Origin of the sequence: Streptomyces sp. TP-A0356 (genome assembly GCF_001417775.1) — a bacterium.
GTDB lineage: Bacteria > Actinomycetota > Actinomycetes > Streptomycetales > Streptomycetaceae > Streptomyces.
In genome coordinates this window covers 311096-329037 of sequence record NZ_BBZJ01000015.1, presented here as the reverse complement: position 1 = coordinate 329037, position 17942 = coordinate 311096, and the positions used below count along the sequence as shown (strand labels likewise).

The 17942-nt window shown below is 74.2% G+C and carries 15 protein-coding genes; 2 read left to right on the top strand and 13 right to left on the bottom strand.

Going from position 1 to position 17942, the window contains the following annotated elements:
- Positions 1-43: 43 nt before the first annotated feature.
- The 10 genes from ASC56_RS10015 to ASC56_RS09970 all read right to left on the bottom strand — a co-directional run bounded on the left by ASC56_RS10015 (position 44) and on the right by ASC56_RS09970 (position 11392).
- Entirely contained in the window at positions 44-1144 is a 1101-nt protein-coding gene (locus ASC56_RS10015; RefSeq protein ID WP_234376911.1) for a glycosyltransferase family 9 protein, read from the bottom strand.
- 53 nt (positions 1145-1197) lie between these two features.
- Positions 1198-2589 (bottom strand): D-glycero-beta-D-manno-heptose 1-phosphate adenylyltransferase, encoded by a 1392-nt coding sequence (rfaE2, locus tag ASC56_RS10010; protein WP_055490898.1) that lies wholly within the window; start codon positions 2587-2589, stop codon positions 1198-1200.
- A complete protein-coding gene (locus tag ASC56_RS10005; RefSeq protein WP_055490897.1) occupies positions 2586-3242 on the bottom strand; it encodes an SIS domain-containing protein in 657 nt (218 codons plus the stop codon). Before ASC56_RS10005 ends, rfaE2 begins: the two co-directional genes overlap by 4 nt.
- A gap of 137 nt (positions 3243-3379) precedes the next feature.
- Positions 3380-4651 carry a glycosyltransferase gene (locus tag ASC56_RS10000; RefSeq protein WP_055490896.1) on the bottom strand — a complete coding sequence of 424 codons (1272 nt, stop codon included), beginning with the start codon at positions 4649-4651 and terminating at the stop codon, positions 3380-3382.
- The gene (locus ASC56_RS09995) at positions 4648-5613 is read right to left on the bottom strand and encodes a glycosyltransferase (protein ID WP_055490895.1); all 966 of its coding nucleotides are present in this window, start codon (positions 5611-5613) and stop codon (positions 4648-4650) included. The genes ASC56_RS10000 and ASC56_RS09995 overlap by 4 nt, the downstream gene beginning before the upstream one ends.
- The gene (locus ASC56_RS09990; RefSeq protein ID WP_079102400.1) at positions 5610-6767 is read right to left on the bottom strand and encodes a glycosyltransferase family 9 protein; all 1158 of its coding nucleotides are present in this window, start codon (positions 6765-6767) and stop codon (positions 5610-5612) included. The genes ASC56_RS09995 and ASC56_RS09990 overlap by 4 nt, the downstream gene beginning before the upstream one ends.
- Complete coding sequence (locus ASC56_RS09985) at positions 6764-7519, bottom strand: HAD-IIIA family hydrolase (RefSeq protein WP_079102399.1); 756 nt, start codon at positions 7517-7519, stop codon at positions 6764-6766. The genes ASC56_RS09990 and ASC56_RS09985 overlap by 4 nt, the downstream gene beginning before the upstream one ends.
- Complete coding sequence (locus ASC56_RS09980; RefSeq protein WP_055490894.1) at positions 7516-8604, bottom strand: glycosyltransferase family 2 protein; 1089 nt, start codon at positions 8602-8604, stop codon at positions 7516-7518. Before ASC56_RS09980 ends, ASC56_RS09985 begins: the two co-directional genes overlap by 4 nt.
- Positions 8604-10265 carry a carbamoyltransferase C-terminal domain-containing protein gene (locus tag ASC56_RS09975; RefSeq protein WP_055490893.1) on the bottom strand — a complete coding sequence of 554 codons (1662 nt, stop codon included), beginning with the start codon at positions 10263-10265 and terminating at the stop codon, positions 8604-8606. The genes ASC56_RS09980 and ASC56_RS09975 overlap by 1 nt, the downstream gene beginning before the upstream one ends.
- Positions 10266-10429: 164 nt before the next feature.
- Entirely contained in the window at positions 10430-11392 is a 963-nt protein-coding gene (locus ASC56_RS09970; RefSeq protein WP_055491083.1) for a UDP-glucuronic acid decarboxylase family protein, read from the bottom strand.
- 443 nt (positions 11393-11835) lie between these two features.
- On the opposite strand from ASC56_RS09970, the gene ASC56_RS09965 reads away from it, so the two are divergent.
- Positions 11836-13584, top strand: a complete 1749-nt coding sequence (locus ASC56_RS09965; RefSeq protein WP_055490892.1) for a glycoside hydrolase family 15 protein — start codon at positions 11836-11838, stop codon at positions 13582-13584.
- Between the two features lie 48 nt (positions 13585-13632).
- On the opposite strand, the gene ASC56_RS09960 is transcribed toward ASC56_RS09965, so the two are convergent.
- The 3 genes from ASC56_RS09960 to ASC56_RS09950 form a co-directional block, all read right to left on the bottom strand.
- Positions 13633-14124, bottom strand: a complete 492-nt coding sequence (locus ASC56_RS09960; protein WP_055490891.1) for a DUF1360 domain-containing protein — start codon at positions 14122-14124, stop codon at positions 13633-13635.
- 293 nt (positions 14125-14417) lie between these two features.
- Positions 14418-15263, bottom strand: coding sequence for a DMT family transporter (locus tag ASC56_RS09955; RefSeq protein WP_055490890.1), 846 nt, complete (start codon positions 15261-15263; stop codon positions 14418-14420).
- A gap of 428 nt (positions 15264-15691) precedes the next feature.
- Complete coding sequence (locus tag ASC56_RS09950) at positions 15692-16390, bottom strand: hypothetical protein (RefSeq protein WP_055490889.1); 699 nt, start codon at positions 16388-16390, stop codon at positions 15692-15694.
- Positions 16391-17211: 821 nt separating this feature from the next.
- Between ASC56_RS09950 and ASC56_RS09945 the strand changes: the two genes are divergently transcribed.
- Positions 17212-17913, top strand: coding sequence for a hypothetical protein (locus ASC56_RS09945; RefSeq protein WP_055490888.1), 702 nt, complete (start codon positions 17212-17214; stop codon positions 17911-17913).
- Positions 17914-17942 lie beyond the last annotated feature (29 nt).

Here is a 17942-nt window from a genome sequence, read left to right as displayed (position 1 = left end):
GCCGGGGCGGCCGGGGTCCTGGTGGGCCCTCGGCCGCCGTCCGCTATCCGCTCGCTCGCAGGCCCGTCGTCAGGGGCCCGGGACCGGATCCCGCTCCGCCGCTGCTCGCGCCCCGGTCCGGCTCCGGTTGCGGCCCCTGGCCAGGTTCCAGGTGTCCGCGTACCGCATCCAGGACCTCACCGACGGTGATCCTCAGCAGTCGTTCGTCCGGCAGCCGGCCGTGGGCGTCACCGGGGCGGGCCGAGTCGTCGTCCCCGGGATGCCACAGCACCCGGTGCCGCGCGTCCGCCGGCGGCCCCCACAGCCGGGGGGCGACGGGACCGAACAGCACGACCGAGGGCGTGGCGAGCGCCGTGGCCAGATGGGCGAGACCGGTGTCCCCGACGACCACGCAGCGGGCCCCCGCGACAAGGGCGGCCAGCTGGTCGAACGCCATGTCACCGGCGCCTCCCAGGACCGCGCCCGACGGCAGCCCGGCCCGGTCCGCCACCCATCGCGCCAGCGGGCCCTCGCCCGCACCCGCCGTCACGACCACGTCATGGTCCCAGCGGTGCACCTCTCGTGCCACGGCCGCGAACCGCGCCTTGGGCCAGCAGCGGGCGCCCGCGTCGGCGCCGGGATGCACGACGACGGCGCCGGGCGCGGGGGAGGGGGTCGCGGGGTGCGGGATCCCCAGGTCCACCGGGTCGGCCTCGATGCCGTACCAGCCCAGCAGACGGCACCACCGGTCCCGCTCGTGTTCGTCCTCCCGCCACGCGGGACCCGAGATACCGGGGGTCCCCGGGTGCGCGTAGGCGAACAGCCGCAGGGGACGCAGCCGCTGGAGCAGCAGATGGCTCGGCGGTCCGTTGCCGTGCAGGTCCACGGCGAGATCCGGCGCCGGTCCGGACCACGCCAGCGCGGCGGGCACCTCCCGGCCGGGCGCCGAAGTGGGCAGCAACCGGTCCACCAGACCGGTGGCGGAGGCCGCCGCGGACAGCCGCTCGGGTGCGGCCAGCACGATCTCGTGGTGGCGCAGATGCCGTCGTAGCGCCTTCAGCGCGGGAACCGCGGTCAGCAGATCGCCCAGCCCGAGCGCTCGCAGCACCAGCGCGCGGGGCCGGGCCGACCGCGTCGGCGCCCCCTCGTCTGCCGTCACGTTCACGGATGCCTCTCCGGTCGGGGGAAACGCTGGGAATGCGGGCCTACGGCGGCCCCTCAGGGCGGGGACGGCCGTACGGCGGCCCGCGCGGCCCGGCGGGCCAGCAGGGTGGTGGAGCGGCCGCCCAGGTAGGGCAGTACGACCGCCTGACCGCCCCATGCGCGCAGTGCCTCCGCCTCGGGGAGCTCCTGGACCGAGTAGTCGCCGCCCTTCACCCACACGTCCGGCCGCAGGCGCCTCAGCAGCTCCTCCGGTGTCTCCTCCTCGAAGACCGCCACCGCGTCGACGCTGCCGAGCGCCTCCAGGACGCGCACCCGGTCCGCCACCGGATTGATAGGGCGCCCCGGCCCCTTGAGCCGCGCGAGCGACGCGTCGGAGTTGAGGCAGACGATGAGGCAGTCGCCGATGCCCCGGGCGCTCTCCAGCAGACCGACGTGGCCGGCGTGCAGCAGGTCGAAGCAGCCGCCGGTGGCCACCACCGTGCCGCCGCGCGCACGCACGCGTTCCGCCAGCGTGAAGGCGTCGATACGGCGCGTGTCCTCGACGGGGGAGCGCGCCGTCCGCCACAGCGCCGGGTTTCCGGCGCCGCCCGCCGACACGAACGCGGCCGCTTCGGCGACGGCCCGCTGGAGGGCCTCCTCCGGGAGCGCCCCGTCCGCCAGGGCGGCGGCCGTCGTGGCGGCGAAGCAGTCACCCGCGCCGCACGGGTCTCCGGTGGCCCGGTAGGGCGGCGGGACCAGCATCGGCGTACCGGAGCCGGGCCTGGCCAGCAGCACCCCGCGTTCCCCGAGCGTCACGGCGACACCCGCCACCTGCCAGCGTTGTGCCAGTTCCGCCCCGCGCTCGGCGTAGGCGCGCAGCGACTCACCGCTGACCGGGCTCAGGGCGCGTGCCTCCGCCGCGTTCGGGGTGACGAGCCGCGCTCCGGGCACGGGCACGTCGCCCCTGGGGTGCGGGTCCCACACCACCGGCGTACGGGAGACCACGGTCGCCAGATGGGCCCGCACCGTGCTCGCCGTCCGCCGCCCGTAGTCCGCGACGAGCACGGCGTGGGCCTGCGCCAGTGCCTCCTGCACCGCCTCATCCGGTTCCCCGGGCGTTCCGCCGCCCCGGTCGATCCGCACCAGGGGCCGGCCGCTCGCCAGCACCCGTGTCTTGACCGGCAGGCTGCCCCTCAGGGGTATCTCCACCAGCCGGACCCGGCCGCGCAGCCCACGACGTACGGCCTCGCTCGCGGAGTCGTCGCCCAGCGCGGTCACCAGGGTCACCTCGCGGCCGCCCCGGGCCGCCAGCGCGGCGGCCAGCCCAGCGCCGCCCGGATGACACCGGTCGTCGGTGACGTCGACGACCGGGGCGGGGGCGTCCGGGGACAACCGCGTCGCGACTCCTTCGATGTCCTCGTCGAGCAGGACGTCTCCGACGACGACGAGCGGCTTCGGCCCGGTCATGACGCCCTCCCGCGGACCTTGACCGCCCGGGAGGCGGCCGCGCCGGAGGTGGTCGCCACAGGAGTGGCGAGTGCCGCGTCGAAACTCTCGCAGAGCAGGTGTACGGCGACGAGATGGGCCTCCTGGACGGTCGCCGTGGTGTCGGCGTCGATGCACAGGGCTTCGTCGGCGGCCTCGGCCAGCGGGTTCGGGGCGGGCCCGGTCATCGCCCAGACGCGCAGCCCGGCCCCCCGGCCGGTCACGGCCGCGGTGATCAGGTTGGCGCTGCGGCCGGACGTGGACAGGAGCACGAGGACGTCACCCGGCCTGCCGTGGGCGGACACCTGTCGCGCGTACACGTGGTCGAAGCCGTAGTCGTTGCCGATGGCGGTCACGCTGGAGGTCTCCGCGTGCAGGGAGATGGCCGAGTAGGCGGGCCGCTCCTGCCGGTAGCGTCCCACGAGCTCCGCGGTCAGATGCTGGGCCTGGGCGGCGCTGCCGCCGTTGCCCGCGGCCAGCAGCCGGCCTCCGGAGGGAAGGACGGCGGCGAGCCGGCCGCCCCAGTCGGCGAGGCGGCCGAGGCCGTCGCGGCGCAACCGGACGAGCGCGTGCTCCAGCGACCGGCAGTGCAGATGTGCGGCATCGAGTGCAGGGGACCCAGGGGATTCGGTCATGCTGATCGGGCGTACCGCGTCCCGGAGGACGTCGGCCGGACCCGCACCTCCTTCGGACGTCGGTGCTCCGCTCTCGGTCGGGAACGCTGTCGTGGACCGGGCAGGCGGCCCGGGCCGGGGCAGGACGGACGGCTGCCTCAGACCACCCCCGTCGCGGCGGGCTGTGCGTCGAGGACGGCGCAGTACGCCTTCTCGGTCGCGGCGGCGACCCGCCCCCAGCCGTATCGGCGCAGCACCCGCCGTCGGCCGGCCGCGCCGCACGCCGCCCGCGCCTCGGGGTCGGCGAGGAGTTCGCCGACGGCGCGGGCCAGGGCCCCGGGGTCGCGGGGCGGCACCAGCCGGCCGGTGCTCGGGTCCGCGACGGTGTCGAGCTGACCGCCGACCGCGCTGGCGACGACGGGCCTGCCACAGGCCATCGCCTCCAGCGGCACGATGCCGAACGGTTCGTAGTCCGCGGGGCACACCACCACGTCGGCTCCGCGCAGCAGCGGCGGCACCTCCTGGCTGGGCACCCCGCCGGTGAAGCGGACCCGGTCGGCCACACCGGCCTCGCGGGCGATGCCGCGCAGCCGGCGCACCTCCGGATCGTCGTCGAGCCGGTCCGCGGGGGGACCGCCGACGACGACGAGCTCCGTGTCCGGCAGCAGGGCCAGGGCGGCGATGGAGACCGCCGCGCCCTTGCGCGGGACCAGACGGCCGAGCTGCAGCAGCCGGTACGGGTGGCTGCCGCGTTCCGCGGCCGGCCCCCGCGGGGTGAACCGCTCGGTGTCCACTCCGCACGGCACGATGCCGATCTTGGCGGCGGGGATGCCCATCCTGCCCAGTTCGACGACCTCGTCCCGGCAGGTGGCGATGATCCGGTCGCAGCCCAGGCCGACTTCCGACTCGTAGGCGATCCGCCTCGGGGGACTGGTGTCCGCCAGCTGCTGATGCCGTCGCTTCACCGTTCCCAGGGCGTGGTACGTGTGCAGCAGCGGCAGCCCCAGCTCGCGCACGGCCCGCAGGGAGGCGAGCCCCGACATCCAGAAGTGCGAGTGCACCAGGTCGGGGGGCCTCGCCCGCCAGATCCGGGCCAGGTAGCGGCCGAAGGCCGCCATGTGGGGGAGGAGTTCGTCCTTGGGTATCGGCTCCGGCGGGCCCGCGGGCACATGGCGCACCTCGACCCCGTCGCGCAGTGCCACCCGGTCCGGCAGGTCCCGGGAGTCACGGCGGGTGTAGACGGTCACCCGGTGTCCCCGGTCGGCGAGCGCGCCCGCGAGACAGGCGACGTGGACGTTCTGCCCGCCCGCGTCCACCCCGCCGAGGGTGGCGAGCGGGCTCGCGTGCTCGGAGACCAGCGCGACCGACAGGGAGCCGGGGCCGTCGCCGTCGGGAGCGCCGGTGTGGAAGGGTCCCAGAGATGAGGTCATGAGCGCGCCTCCGTCATCACGCGCTCCCAGTCGTCGAGGAAGCGCTTGAGCCCGTACCGTCCGAGGGCCGCCTGGCGAGCGCGGGCGCCGGTCTCGGCCGCGGCTTCCGGTTCGTGCAGATAGTGCCGGGCGGCCCGGGCCAGGACGTCGGGGCGAGTGGACAGGGTGCCCGCGCCGCGCGGGACCGCCTCGACCACCTCTGTCGTGGCGAGCGCCACGACGGGCATGCCGAGGTGCATGGCCTCCAGCAGCGACAGCCCCAGGGACGTCCAGCGCACGGGATGCAGATAGAGCCGGCGTTCCGCCATGGCCCGGTGCAGCTCGGCCTGGGGCAGGTCGGCGCCACGGCACCGGTCCTCGGGCAGGCCCAGATGCGCGGCGAGGCCCTCGGTGCGCATGCCGAAGACGTCGAGCGGCGCCGCCTCGGACAGGACCGGCAGCAGATCCGTACCGGTGTGACGGCCGCGCCGCACCGGTTCGTTGACGACGACGGCCGCGCGGGCGAGCCGGCCGGTGTACCGGTGCCCGGGGTCGACGATGCCGTGCTCGATCACCTCGGTGCGGGTGGTTCCGCAGTCCCAGAACAGCCGGTTGAAGTGCGTGACGTGAACCAGCGTCAGATCGTTGCGGTCGGCGAGCGGGTGCCGGCTGGCGGGGACGTCGCCGTCCGGAGCGTTGTGCTCGACATAGACCGCGGCCACGTCGCGGCCGGGACGGCGACCGCCGAGCCAGCGTTCGGCCAGCCGGAGTTCGTGCGGCCGTTGGAGGAGGACGAGGTCCACCTCCGTCTCACGCAGCTCCTCGGGCGTCACTTCCCGTACCGAGGCGGGCCAAGGGAACGTACGGGCCCGCCCGAGTCCGTCCGGGTCGCGGCCCGGGGTCACGGGAACGAGGTAGGTGTGGGGGCCCTGGACGAACGCCGTCGTCCAGGAGCCGTGCACGTGCCACAACAGGATGTTCATACGGTCGCTCCTCGTTCCGTTTCGGGCCCGCCGCCCGGGCCGGGAACGTCGCACGGCCCGGGCGAGGAGTCCGCGCCGGGATCCGCCCGGCTCGTCGTCCGTGTCCGAGGGGTGCGGTCCATCCCGGCCGGTCGTCCGCCGCAGAGCGCGGTCACGGCGGCGAGCACTTCGGCGTCGCTCACCCCGTCCAGACACGGATGACCCGACGCCGGGCAGCGCCGGGCCCTGCTGCCCGCACACGCCGCCGTCTGATCCCCGAGCAGGACGTGAGGGACGCCGTACGGGCCCCATCGATCGGCCGGAACGACCGGCGCGAACAGCGAGACGACCGGAGTCCCGACCGCGGCGGCGAGATGGGCCGGCCCGGTGTTGCCGACCACCGCCACCCGTGCCCCGGCCAGGACCCCTGCCAGATGCGGCAGATCGGTGGCACCGCCCAGATCGAGACCGTGTGTCCCGGCGACCTTCGCGGTCAGCTCCCGTTCGCCGTGGCCTCCGGTGACGACGACCCGGTGGCCCCCGGCGGCGAGGGCGGCGGCGGCCCGTGCCGCCCGCTCCGGGCTCCACGCCCGTGCCGGGACCGCGGCGCCGGGATGGAGCACGACATACGGCTCCGAACCCGTCAGATGCGCGGTGTCCGGCGGCGTCCTCACGCACAGCGCCCCGTCGTCGCCCGGCGGCAGCGCGAACCCGGCATCCCGCGCCAGGTCCAGCGCCGCCAGGGCCTCGTGCCGATTCGGCAGCCGATGGTGCCGCAGATCGAGCAGGGCGCCCGGATAGTCCTCGCTGTCGGCCGCCGTCCAGCCGACCCCGGCCAGCTTGAGCAGCAGCGCGATCGGCAGCGGGCTCTGGTGGTACGACACGAGCACCAGCGCGCGGTCGAAGCAGCGCGCCGCCAGCGTCTCCAGCACCTGCCGCGTAGCCGGCCGGGAGACCGGTGCCGGGTCGAGGCCCACCCACGGGGCGTCGTACACCAGCACCTCGTCGACGCCCGGCAGCAGCTTCCCCGCCTGGGCCCCGCGCGGTCCGCACAGCAGCGCCGTGTACGAGGAACCGGCGGCCACGGCCCGCACCGCGGGACCCGCCAGGAGCACGTCACCGGCACTGTCCAGGCGCACCACCAGGGTCCGGGGAAGGCTTCGGGAACCGGTCATGACGACTCTCCCGCGCTTCGTACGACGCCCTGCGCGCTGTACCCGTCGTCCCCCGGGCCGGCCGTGCCCGCGGGCGCCGTCCGGTCCGCGGGCCGCCCCGTGCGTCGCTCGGTGTCGCGCTCCGCGCCCAGCACCGAACGCACCGCCGCGAGCAGGTCGCGGGCCGAGGCCTCGGCGGCCTCGATCTCCTCGGGCAGCGTGACGGAGGTCGGCACCAGCACGCCGCGGGCGCCCGCGGCCCGGGCGGCCGCCACGTCGGCACCGATGTCACCGATGACGACGGTGCGCTCGACCGGTACCGCCAGCCGCGCGCACGCGGCCACCACCAGGCCCGGCGCCGGTTTGCGGCAGCCGCAGCCGTCGTCCGGCCCGTGCGGGCACACCGCCCATACGCCGAACGGACCGAGCAGCTCCTCGACCCGAAGCCGCACCGCCTCCACCTGATGGCGTGTCAGCAGACCGCGGGCGATCCCCGACTGGTTGCTCACCACCCCCACCGGGATGCCCCGCGCACGAACCGCGTCGACGGCGGCCCGCGCCGTCGGCATCGGCCGGACCCGCGCGGGGTCGCCGTTGTAGGGCACGTCGGACACGAGCGTGCCGTCCCGGTCGAAGAGAACCGCCGCCGGAAGGGCACAGCCCGCGTCGTACCCGGCGGGCGGGGTGTGCGGCGGCCCGTCGAACAGCCAGGGCCCGGTCGTGGAGCGGAGGGGGGCCTTCGGGTGCCGGGGCATCGGGGGGCGTCCGGTCATGGGCGCACCCGTTCCCGCGGCGGCCGTTGCCGGGCCCGCGTCGGCGCGCCGGCCTGGTAGGCGACGAGCGACGGCGTCGCCCGGTGGACGACCTGACCGCGCAGCCAGTGCCAGGTGGCCACGGGCGGAATGACCACGCTGGTCAGCGCCATGGTGACGAGCTCGTCAGGGTTCCGCGGACCCGGCATGATCCGGGCCAGGGCGAACTCGGCCGTCCCGGCCAGCCAGGCGACGGCACAGACCCCGGCGGCCCGGGGCCTGCGCAGGACGGCGCAGGAGAGTGCCGCCACCCCCGCTCCGGTCACCGCCAGATGGCGGGGCAGCCGCCCGCGAGGCGCGCCCGCCCGGCCCCACCACGCACGCCCGTGCAGCCGCGTCATCAGGACGTCGTCCGCGTTGCCCGCCTGGAGACGAACCGAGACCCAGCGGTCGGCAGGGCGCACCGGGTGGGTCGTGGTGCGGGCCCCGGCGGTCACCGTCCACCCGGCGGCGAGCACCCGCAGCGCGAGGTCCGCGTCCTCCCGGAAGGCACGCCGGAACCGTTCGTCGAAGCCGCCGACCGACTCCAGGGCCGTACGGCGATACGCCATGTCGGCGGTGATCCACCGCGCGGTGGCCAGACCGGCGGTGTTGCGCTCCCAGTCGGTGGGCCGGCGGTCCACCGGGAGCGGCACGTCGATCCGCGCGGTGATCGCGGCCGTTCGGTGCCCCGCCTCCGCCAGGTCGAGCGCGAGGTCGTCGCCCCAGCCCGGGCCGGGCACCACGTCGTCGTCGAGGAACACGATCCAGGGCACCCGGCCGACCGCCCGCCACCCCGTGTTGCGGGCTGCGGCCGGGCCCCGCGCACGGCCCTTCACGACGGTGGTGATCGGGCGCAGGGACCGGGGCACGTCCACCGGGAGCGGTGCGCCCGCGCTCTCGGGGCGGTCGTCGACCAGCACCACCTGCAGCGGCCGGGGGCCACCGGCCTCGGCCAGCGCGCGCAGACAGACACTCAGGCCGGGGCGGCCGAGGGTCGGTATCACCACCGCGTACGCATCGTCGGCGTACTCGGCGTTCGCCGTCCAGGATCCGTGCTCGGCCATCACGCTGCCCTCCCGCCGGAGCCGCGGAAGAGGTCCCCGCGCCGCACCGCGTACGGGCCGATCGCGAGCAGGTCGACGGGTGAGGAGCCGAAGCACTCCAGCGCGTCACGCGGATCGTCCACCATGGGCCGCCCTGCCGTGTTGAGGCTGGTGTTGACCACCACGGGCAAGCCGGTGAGCCGTTCGAACGCGCCGAGCATGCGGGCGACCAGCGGCTCCGCGTCCGGGTCGACGGTCTGGATGCGGGCGGTCCCGTCGACGTGCACGACCGCCGGGATGCGCTCCCGCCAGTTCTCGGCCACGTCGTGCACGAACAGCATGTAGGGGCTGGGCAGCGGGCCGTCGAAGATCTCGGGGGCGCGGTCGGCCAGCACCATGGGCGCCACCGGCCGGAACTGTTCCCGTCCCTTGACGTCGTTGAGCCGTTCGAGGTTGCCCGCGTGCCCCGGGTGGGCCAGCAGCGAGCGGTGCCCGAGTGCCCGCGGGCCGTACTCGGAACGGCCCTGGAACCAGGCGACGATCCCGTTGTCCGCGAGGACCTCGGCCACGGTCGCGGCGATGTCCGGCGGCCGGTCGAACGGCACCGCCGCCGTCTTCAACCACGCCCCGAGCTCCGCGTCGGACCAGTCCCGGCCCAGATCGGCGCCGGGCATGGGCTGCGGATCGTCCCCCTGGCCGGCGGCCAGCAGCAGCGCGCCGCCCAGCGCCGTACCGGCGTCACCGGCCGCGGGCTGCACCCACACCCGGGAGAAGGGGCCCTCGCGGGCGATCCGGGAGTTGGCGACGCAGTTGAGGGCGACGCCCCCGGCGAGCGTGAGCACGCTGTGGTGTGTCTTGCCGTGCAGCCAGCGCACCAGGTCGAGCAGGGTCTCCTCCAGCACGGCCTGGGCGCTCGCGGCCACGTCCGCGTGGTCCTGCGTCCACGGCTCGTCCGCGCCGCGCGGTGCGCACAGGTCGTGCCAGGGCACCGCGGTGGCGCGGAACCCCCCGTCACCCGTGGGACACACATGACGGCGCAGCTCGGGCAGCATGCGGGGAGTGCCGTGCGAGGCGAGGGCCATCACCTTGAACTCGTCGGAGGACCGCAGGAAGCCGAGATGGTCGGTGAGCTCCTCGTAGACCAGCCCGAGGGAGTGCGGCAGCTCCTGCGCGTACAGGGGCTCCAGCCGGTCTCCCACACGGCGCGCGGCGAGGTGCGACGCCCGCTCCCCGCGGCCGTCCAGGACGAGCACCGAGGAGTCCCCGGCGTCGGGAGCGCCGAAGGCACTGGAGGCGGCGTGGGCCATGTGGTGCGGCACGAAGCGGACGACGGCGGGGTCGAGGCCGGGCAACGCGGCCCGGAGGAAGCCGGGCGCCTCACGGGCGTAGCTCTGCCGGAGGTGGTCCCAAGGGTCGTCCAGGCCCATGGACGAGGCGGGCCGGGCGAGTCCCGGATCGTAGGAGTAGGCGACGGCGTCGAGGTCCTGCGGGCGCAGGCCGGCTCGCCGCAGGCACCACGCGGCGGCCTTCTCCGGCAGTTCCCAGGCGGCGAACGGCACCGGCCGCTTCCCGTGCTTGCGCCGGGTGAACCGCTCCTCCTCGGCGGCGGCGACGGTCCGGCCGTCGATCACCAGGGCGGCGGCCGGGTCGTGGAAGAGGGCGTTGATTCCGAGAATGCGCATGGGAGGATCCGAGACTTTCGGCGATGCGATGAGCCGGGTGTGGGGCCCGGTCGGGAGGGGGCCGCCGGAGCAGCGGGACCGCGGGGCGGCGGGTGTCGGGCAGGTCCGGGGCGGAGCCGGTTGCGTTCCCGCGGGGCTTCGGGCGGCGGGCGGGCGCCCGACGGTCAGCGACCGGCGGCGTCGCGGAACCAGTCGATGGTGCGGCGCAGGCCTTCCCCGGCGTCCACCTGGGGTTCCCAGCCGAGCTTGTCGCGGGCCAGTGTGATGTCCGGACAGCGGACGGCCGGGTCGTCGGTGGGCCGTTCGATGAAGCGGATCTCCGACCTGGATCCGGTGAGCTCGATGACGAGGCGGGCGAGATCCAGCATGGTGAGCTCGGTGGGATTGCCGATGTTGACCGGGCCGCGCATGCCGTGCGCCGCCACCGCCAGGATGCCGCGGACGGTGTCGTCGACGTAGCAGAGCGACCGGGTCTGGTGGCCGTCGCCGGTCACGGTGAGCGGTTCGCCGTCCAGTGCCTGCCGGATGAACGTCGGCACGGCACGGCCGTCGTGGCCGCGCATCCGGGGACCGTAGGTGTTGAAGAGCCGCACGATGGCGGTGTCGGTGCCCTTCGCATCGGCGTGAGCGGTGGTGAGGGCCTCACCGAACCGTTTGGCCTCGTCGTACACGCTCCGGGGCCCGACCGGGTTCACATGGCCCCAGTACCGCTCGTCCTGGGGGTTCTGCTGCGGGTCACCGTAGACCTCGGACGTCGAGGCGAGAAGGAAGCGGGCTCCGGAGCGACGGGCGAGGTCCAGGGCGTTGCGGGTACCGAGGCTGCCGGTCTCCATGGTGTGCAGGGGCAGCCGCAGATAGTCGGCGGGGGACGCGGGGGAAGCGAAGTGAAGGATGAGATCGGGTGGCCGTTCGACGGCGAGTCCCTCGGCGACGTTCGCCTGCACCAGGGTGAATCCCGGGCGGTCCAGCAAGGCGGACACGTTTTCGGGCCGACCGGTGCTGAAGTCGTCCACGCAGGTGACCGCCGCGCCCGCGTCCAGCAGGGCGGTGCACAGGTGCGAGCCGACGAACCCGGCGCCGCCGGTGACGACGGCGTGTTCCCATTTATGAGACAAGGCGGTGGCCATGCAGATCTCCTCCCTGTGCGCCGACTGCGCAGCGGGTCCGCTCTCGACGCCGGGCCGCTGACGTCGCGGAAGGCTGTCGAGTACCCCGATCAGCGTCCGTCGCCGGAGCGCGGGCGGCTCGGTGGTGTACGGCATCCGGGTGACTCACACAGAGCGAGCGCGGGGACACCGGTCCGCGCAGGCGCCCGGGGAGCAGCGAGAACGCGTCAGCGGGGAGAACGGGAGTGGGGAGAACGCGGGAGCGGGTGGAACGGAGCGGGGAGAACGCGGGCACGGGCGGGCCGCGGTGTGCTGCCTGAATGACGGGCCGCGACAGCGCCGTGCGTCCGCCTCCGCTCCCTCACTCTTCCCCGCGTCCCGGGCGAGGCGTGAGACCGTCCGGGCCCTGACCCGGCGGGCGGCGACGCGGCACCTGGCCGATCCTGGACCAGGAGGCAGTACCCATGAGCACACCCTTCCCGCCCCACGCGCTGCACGACTACGCGCTGCTGGCCGACGGGGAGCGCGGGGCGCTGATCGGTCCGGACGGCGCCATCGGCTGGCTGTGCGCGCCCGGCTGGCACGACGACGCCGTCTTCGCCTCCCTCATCGGCGGCCGTGGCGTCTACGCCGTCACCCCGCGGGCCCGGCACGTCTCCTGCGGGTGCTACGAGGAGGGAACCCTGATCTGGCGCAGCCGCTGGGTCACCACCGAGGGAGTGATCGAATGCCGCGAGGCCCTCGCCTTCCCCGGTGAGCCGGGCCGCCTCGTTCTGCTGCGGCAGCTGTGCGCCGTGGACGGCCCGGCCCATGTGCGGGTCGTGCTCGACCCGCACGCCGACTACGGCCGCGGCCCCCTCACCTCGGCGCACCGCAGTGAGGACGGCGCCTGGTACCTGAACTCGGGCCACCACCGTCTGCGCTGGCAGGGGGCCGCCCGGGCCGTCGCCCGTGGCCAGGGCCTCGCCACCGAGATCGAGCTGAAGCCCGGGGAGCGTCATGACCTGGTGCTGGAGTGCGCCGACGCGCCGCTGCCGCGTACGCCTCCGAGGGCCGAGCAGGCATGGGTCGCGACCCAGGAGGCGTGGCGACAGGCCGTGCCCGCGCTGGACCACACGATCGCCACGCGGGACGCACGTCATGCCTACGCCGTCCTGCGCGGGCTGACCACCCACGGCGGCGGCATGGTCGCGGCGGCCACCACCAGCCTGCCCGCACGCGCCGAGGAAGGGCGCTACCACGACGACCGGTACGTGTGGATCCGCGACCAGAGCTACGCCGGACAGGCCGCGGCCGCCGCCGAGGCCCCGAAGCTCCTGGACGCGGCCGTGCGGTTCGTCGGCGAGCGGCTGCGGGCCGACGGTCCGCGGCTCGCCCCCGCCTACACCGTGCACGGCAGCCCGGTCCCCGGTGAGCGGGAACTCGACCTGCCCGGCTACCCGGGCGGCTTCAGCCGTGTCGGCAACCGGGTGAGGCGGCAGTTCCAGCTGGACTGCTTCGGCGAAGCCCTGCTGCTGTTCGCGGCCGCCGAACGCCGCGGCCGGCTGGACGCCCTGGGCTGGCGGGCCGCCGAGCTCGCGGTGAGCGCCATCGCCGAGCGCGGCCGGCAGCCCGACGCCGGTATGTGGGAGCTGGACGCCCGGCCGTGGACCCACAGCCGGCTGACCTGTGTGGCCGGGCTGCGCGCCATGGCCGCCGTGGCACCGCGGCATCCGCTCGCCGACACCTTCACCCGGCTCGCCGACTCCCTGCTCGCCGACACCTCGGCGACCTGCGTGCACGCCGACGGCCACTGGCAGCGCGCCCCGGAGGACCCCGACGTGGACGCCGCTCTGCTGCTGCCCGCCGTACGCGGCGCGCTGCCCGCGGACGACGCCCGCGCCCGGGCCACCCTGACCGCCTGCCGCCGCAGGCTGGCGCGCGACCACTTCATGTACCGCTTCCGTCACGGCGACCGGCCACTGGAGGAGGCCGAGGGCGCGTTCCTGCCGTGCGGGTTCGTGATGGCGCTCGCCGAACACCAGCAGGGCCGCCCGGTCGACGCACACCGGTGGTTCGAACGCAACCGCGCCGCCTGTGGAGCGTCGGGTCTGTACGCGGAGGAGTTCGACGTCGCCCAGCGTCGGCTGCGGGGCAACCTCCCGAGAGCGTTCGTCCACGCTCTGCTGCTGGAGACCGCCGCACGCCTCGCGGAGGCTCCGCCCCGCACCTGAGCGAGGCCGCGACACCCTCTCACCGTCCGACCTCGCGATCAGCTCTCGTCAGCCCTCGACCGACTGAGCGGTCCAGCTCCAGGCGTACTGCAGCAGGTCCGCCACCGTGACGGCACTGAGGCCGGCGCAGACCAGGCGCGTGGCCCTGGGCGCGGCAACGTAGCCGCAGACCAGGGCGCCGGCCACCCAGCCCGCGGTGCAGAACGGGCAGGCCACCAGGTCGCCCACGGCCCGCCGCGCACCCGTCCCGCGCGGCTGGTCCATCACCTCGTCGGCCGTGCCCGCGGACTCGCGGTGGGTGAAGGGTGCCCGCAGGAAGCTGGTGATCTTGTCCTTGGACAGCAGGCGCGAGGCCCTGAACGTCGCCGTTGCCAGCAGGGCGACGTCCCAGGGCGGAACCCGTTCGGGCAGCTGCACCCCCCGGCGTCGCGCCACCACGGTGAACACCGTGATCCCCGCCGCGAAGGCCGTCGCGAGCAGGGCGTAACCCCCGAGCGGCACCTCGCTCGCGGTGTCGTAGCGCGGCTTCTCCGCCGTCATGCACGCCTCCCTCGGCAAGTGCGCGGGCCCTGCGGTGCCGGAGCGCCGCGGTGACGTTCCCTTCCCGGGAGCCGATCAACGAGAGCCCCGCCGCGTCGCAAGGCTCCCGGGCGGCGAGGAGAGGCGACGTCGTTCACAGTCCCAGCGTGCGCGTCTGTCAACAGTCGGACAAATCGGTCCAGCGCGGCTGTCGGCGCAGGGGAAGGAACGCCCAGCACTCAAGACGGTGGAGGAACCGTCCCCTCACCCCTGCCGACGTGAGTCGCCCGGCGGCGCGCCCCGGCCGAGTACACCTAGCGCATGCTGGGCACCACCCGGCTGAGCCTCAGCACGCCCCACGCGATCAGCCCCACCCCGATCGCCTCGGGCAGGAGCCACCAGCCGGTCCGGATCTCCTCCCCGAAGAGCGTGACGCCCAGCAACAGACTGACCGTGGCGTCGCCGATGGTCAGCGCCGGTTGGGACGCGGCGAGCCAACCCGCCTGGAGCGCGTTCTCCAGCAGCAGGACGGCGCTGACACCGGTCAGCGCGAACCCGTAGGTCTGCCAGGACGCGAGGAAGCCCACGAGGCCGTCCTCCGAGAACGTGCCCGAGGCGGACTTGAGCAACGCGGCGGTCAGGGCGTTGCCGACGGCCGAGCCCGTGGCCAGTGCGGCGGCCCGGAACAGCGGTGGACGGCCCGGGCGGCCCAGGACGACCGCCGTGGCCATGGTCCCCAGGCACAGCGCGAGCGCCGGAATCCATCGCATCATGGGCGCCTGGTTCTGCACACCGGAAGGCGCGGCCGACCCCAGGACCAGAGCGAGCCCCGTGACCACCCCGGCGATGGCCCACCAGCCCGCGCCGGGCAGACGGCGGTGCAGGAGAGGCGCCGCGATCAGCAGCGCGAAGGGCAGTTCCAGCACGAACAGAGGCTGCACCAGCGCCATCGGTCCGTTCACCAGGGCAAGGGCCTGGAACAGCGCGGCCCCGACGACCCCGCCGATGCCGATCACCCAGGCGGGGCGGTGCGCCAGTTCGAGCAGTAGTCGCAGGCCCCCGCCGCGGGTGACCGTGGACGCCGCCTTGCGCTGGAACGCGGTACCCACCGCATTGCTGGCGGCTCCCATCACTGCGAACAGCGCGGCGAGCATGATCACCCCTCCAGCATGCCTCGGCGGGACGATCACGGCTCCCTGGAGGGTGGCGGGTCCGCCGTGGCGAGGCGCGCGCCGCACCACTCACCCGCCAGGGTGAACGCCCAGGCCGCAGCCGATGCCTGGTGTGCGGCCACGACGGTTTCGCCAGGCCCTTCGCCTACGAGTACGACGTCCGTCGACGGAGCCATGGGCGAGGACTACTGGGGGCCAGCCGGGTTGGCGCGGCCTCGTCGACCCGCCGGCCGACGGCTTCGGCGCCCAACTCCGTGCGGTCGTCGCCACGTTCACCGCGTTGCGGGGCCCACCTCGTCACCTGGGGCTGCAACGGCACCAGCAGCCCGAACTGGACCGCGACCGCCTGACGCCCGCGACCCCTTCATTCCCGCTCATTCCCGCGTGGCACCGGCGCAGCCGGCCGCCCGCGGGCGTCAGCCGGCCTGGTCCGTCCGGGCCTCGGCCTCGCGCGCCGCAGTCGGTTCGGAGGTCTCCGCAGCGGTGTAGAAGACGGAGGTGCCCTGCTTGCTGCGCTGAGCCTGGTTCCTGGCCACGAGCCCTTCGAGCGTGGTGCGCACGACGGTGGCCTTGATGCCGCGCTCGGGATGGGCCTGGCCGAGCGCGGTGGCGATCTCCGCCGCGGAGCGCGGCTCGCTCTGCTCGGTGAGATGACCGCGGACGAGTTCTACCAGCGTGGGCTGGGCCGTCTTCGTGGCCGAGGCATTGCCCTCGGGCTTCCCGGCGTTCAGCGTCTTGCCTGTCGGACGGGCCTGGGCGGCGGTGCCCCTCTTCACTCGTGTCTTCTCGCTCGCGCTCCTGGCCGCGGTCTTCGACGCGTTCTTGGACCCGTTCCTGCTCGTGCCGGCCTCGGATGTGGACTTCTTGCGGGGAGCGGGTACCACGGCGCTGGTCGCCGTGGCCGTCGACTCGGCCGGTGCCGACGCGACGCCGAGCGCGCGTTGCATGTTCACCAGTACGGTGTGGTCGTGCTGAAGGTTCGTCAGATGCTCCTCAAGTGCGGCGATCTCAGCACTGATACGTTCCTGCTCCTTGACGTTCTGTTCGAGGTCGCTGGTCACCTGGGCGGTGTACTGCGACGTCAGGTCAGTGGTGGCGGTGGTGCTCTCGGACATGGGGTCGACCCTTCCTGGGTTGTTTCGGCCGCGGCGAAGGACTGCGGGGTGTCGTGCGGGCAGCGACTCAGATGTGCTTCCCGGGCCGGTGTCTGTGCAGCGGCGGGGGTAACTGCTGCGCAGGGCGCCGGTGTACCGATGGTACGGAGGACCGGAGCCGGTTGTTCTTCACCAGGATGCCAGTTCACGGCCACTCTGTGATCGACTGGTGCGGTGGAAGCTCTCTGGACAAGTGTCGCAGCGGTGATGGGCGCGCTGCCGGGTTCCGTGATCACACGTGCCGAGGATCCGAGAGCCGCTCCTCATGGAGTGTCCGCGTGACCCAACACCACGCCCCTTACGCCCATATGCCCATGTTGACGAGCAACGGCCCACTGACCCAAGAGATCTGACGGATCGCCACCTCGAGGTTGGCCCGGACATGGCGTGCGCCTCACGGCGTCGCACACGCCGCGGACCGCTGACGGACCGTGGAGGATCCGGCGAGCTTCGGGGTGGGTCGCGAGCCGGCCCTGGCGCGCCCACGCACGCTACGGGCCGCGGGGCCCCCGGCATGGTGGTGGTCACCCACGCCTTCCGGGTCTCCGACCGCCTCGCACCGGCGACCGTGTGCCCGGCCTGACCCTGACGTCGAGGACCCGCTCAGGGCCGGACCGTCGGGGCCGGTGGGCGCCGGAATGACGGGGTGTCAGCGCCATGACTACGCCAATCGGATGTTTCGTCATATTGTCCGCATGTCCGATATGACATGTATCGCCATCGTCTGTACTTTCAATCACGCATCGGCTCACAGCCGACGTGTCTGAGACAGGAGAAGTGACATGGCAACGCGTTCCATCGCAGTTTCCGCCGCGATCGCTGCCGGAGCGGCCCTGGTGGCAACCGGCATCACCTACGCCTCCGCGGCCTCCGAGCCGGCCAAGGCGGCTCCGATCGCGCAGCAGGCCGCCGTCCCGGCCGCCGTCCCGGCCGCCGTCCCGGCCGCCGCCCCCGCTCCCGCCGCCGTTCCCGAGGGCAACAACGGCAACGGCAACGGCAACGGTAACGGCAACGGCAACAACAACGGCAACAACAACGGCAACTACAACGAGGGCAAGGGCAACGAGGGTCGGGAGCACGAGGGTCGGGAGCACGAGGAGGAGCACCACTTCCGTCGCCACCACGAGGAGGAGGGCAGGATCCACATCAACGAGCGGGACTACTCCGCCGAACCGGGCGGCTGCATCACCGTCGTCAGCGGCCTGGGCGCCAACAGCCTGAACGTCCGCAACGACAGCCGCAAGACCGTCGAGGTCTTCAACGGTGCCACCTGCGACAACGGGGCTCCCATCGCCACCGTCGGCCCGTGGAGCTCCAGCAACGGGCTCTTCCCCCGCCACGTCCGTGGTGGTGTGAAGGTCAAGCACGGCGTGGTGGGCAGCTTCCGCGTGGTGCGTCACCACGAGTTCGAGGAGCACGAGGACCACGAGGACCACGGTGACCGCGGTGACCGCGGTGAGCGCGGTGACCGGGGCGGTAAGTGATCCAGACACCCGCGTGACACAACAGAGAA

Bases quoted from the DNA above. Each gene is read 5' to 3' on its own strand.
- ASC56_RS09980 (WP_055490894.1), bottom strand. From the start codon at position 8,604: ATGGCCGAGCACGGATCCTGGACGGCGAACGCCGAGTACGCCGACGAT.
- ASC56_RS09985 (WP_079102399.1), bottom strand. From the start codon at position 7,519: ATGACCGGACGCCCCCCGATGCCCCGGCACCCGAAGGCCCCCCTCCGC.
- ASC56_RS09945 (WP_055490888.1), top strand. From the start codon at position 17,212: ATGGCAACGCGTTCCATCGCAGTTTCCGCCGCGATCGCTGCCGGAGCG.
- ASC56_RS09970 (WP_055491083.1), bottom strand. From the start codon at position 11,392: ATGGCCACCGCCTTGTCTCATAAATGGGAACACGCCGTCGTCACCGGC.
- rfaE2 (WP_055490898.1), bottom strand. From the start codon at position 2,589: ATGACCGGGCCGAAGCCGCTCGTCGTCGTCGGAGACGTCCTGCTCGAC.
- ASC56_RS10005 (WP_055490897.1), bottom strand. From the start codon at position 3,242: ATGACCGAATCCCCTGGGTCCCCTGCACTCGATGCCGCACATCTGCAC.
- ASC56_RS09965 (WP_055490892.1), top strand. From the start codon at position 11,836: ATGAGCACACCCTTCCCGCCCCACGCGCTGCACGACTACGCGCTGCTG.
- ASC56_RS09950 (WP_055490889.1), bottom strand. From the start codon at position 16,390: ATGTCCGAGAGCACCACCGCCACCACTGACCTGACGTCGCAGTACACC.
- ASC56_RS09995 (WP_055490895.1), bottom strand. From the start codon at position 5,613: ATGAACATCCTGTTGTGGCACGTGCACGGCTCCTGGACGACGGCGTTC.
- ASC56_RS09990 (WP_079102400.1), bottom strand. From the start codon at position 6,767: ATGACCGGTTCCCGAAGCCTTCCCCGGACCCTGGTGGTGCGCCTGGAC.
- ASC56_RS09975 (WP_055490893.1), bottom strand. From the start codon at position 10,265: ATGCGCATTCTCGGAATCAACGCCCTCTTCCACGACCCGGCCGCCGCC.
- ASC56_RS09960 (WP_055490891.1), bottom strand. From the start codon at position 14,124: ATGACGGCGGAGAAGCCGCGCTACGACACCGCGAGCGAGGTGCCGCTC.
- ASC56_RS10000 (WP_055490896.1), bottom strand. From the start codon at position 4,651: ATGACCTCATCTCTGGGACCCTTCCACACCGGCGCTCCCGACGGCGAC.